Origin of the sequence: Parasphingomonas puruogangriensis, assembly GCF_036663635.1 — a bacterium.
In the GTDB taxonomy this organism is placed as follows: Bacteria; Pseudomonadota; Alphaproteobacteria; order Sphingomonadales; family Sphingomonadaceae; genus Sphingomonas.
In genome coordinates, this window is the sequence record NZ_JAXOJI010000032.1 from 1 (window position 1) to 1247 (window position 1247).

The following is a 1247-nucleotide window of genomic DNA, read 5'->3' on the forward strand; positions in this document are numbered from 1 at the left end:
AGGTCAGCTCAGTTCCGTTGTCGCTGACCACCGTGATCGGCCTGGCCATGCGCTCCATGATCGCAATATCCAGTTCACGCCCAACACGAGCGCCAGACAGTGACGTGTCAGCCACCAACGCCACGCATTCCCGGCTATAGTCGTCGATCACGCACAAGATGCGGAACCGGCGGCCACAGACGAAGGCATCGGACACGAAGTCGAGGCTCCAGCGCTGGTTCGGTGCCTGCGGTATGGTCATCGGCGCTCGCGTGCCCAATGCCCGTTTCCGGCCACTGCGGCAGCGCACCTTCAAGCCTTCCTCGCGGTAGATGCGCAGCAGCTTCTTATGGTTGGGTGTGATGCCTTCGCGCGCCAGAAGATAACCCAGACGCCGATAGTCGAACCGGCGGCGCTCACTGGCGAGATCGCGCAAGCGCACCCGCAGGGCAGTGTCATCGGGCCGACGCGACGCATAGCCGTTCACACGCCGGGACACGCCAATGATGCCGCACACCCGGCGCTCGCTCAGGCCGAACGCAGCACGAGCATGTGCAACCGCATCCCGCTTTGCGGCGGGCGTCACCACTTTTTTGCCGTGATGTCTTTCAACACCGCTATATCCAGCATCGCCTCGGCGAGCAGCTTCTTCAGCTTAGCGTTCTCATCCTCCAGCGACCGCAGCCGTTTGGCCTCGGACACTTCCAAGCCGCCATACTTGACTTTCCATTTGTAAAATGTCGCAGGGCTGATCCCATGACGGCGGCAAACTTCCGCCGTCGGCATCCCTGCCTCCTGCTCCTTCAATATCGCGATGATCTGCTCATCGCTGAACCTGCTGCGCTTCATTCGCCCGTCTCCTTGAAAACGGACTCTACTCATTCCTGGCTACATTTCAGGGGGCACGTCAGGCGCCGTTTCTCGCTACCGGCATATGCCATGTTGGTGGGATCATATGTCCTGACCTGAAAGCGATCTATTTTGACGCCGGTTTCTTCATGGATCAGGCGAGATACTTCGGCATAACCGCGAAACTGAGCGAGTTGTATGACAATCAGATGTTTGATGTCTTCAGGTAGCTTGGCCATTTCGTGTCACCTATGTGATAGTGAGAGGACCCCTGATTTTGCCTTCTAAGCCTCAAACTTCTCGTCCAGCAGTTCGGCTGGCCTCACACCTAATTGTGCTGCTATGCTTGCAAGCATATCGATAGTTACCCGCTGGACTGTTGTCGCTTTTTCATCCTATGGGTGTAAACAGCCTCCTTG

1 protein-coding gene and 1 pseudogene are annotated in these 1247 nt (G+C 57.6%); both read right to left on the reverse strand.

The annotated features are described in order from the left end of the window. Positions 1-828: pseudogene (locus U1739_RS20970) on the reverse strand (IS3 family transposase); the annotation flags it as partial. Positions 829-857: 29 nt separating this feature from the next. Beyond that, positions 858-1067 carry a DUF2280 domain-containing protein gene (locus U1739_RS20975; protein ID WP_332710558.1) on the reverse strand — a complete coding sequence of 70 codons (210 nt, stop codon included), beginning with the start codon at positions 1065-1067 and terminating at the stop codon, positions 858-860. Positions 1068-1247 lie beyond the last annotated feature (180 nt).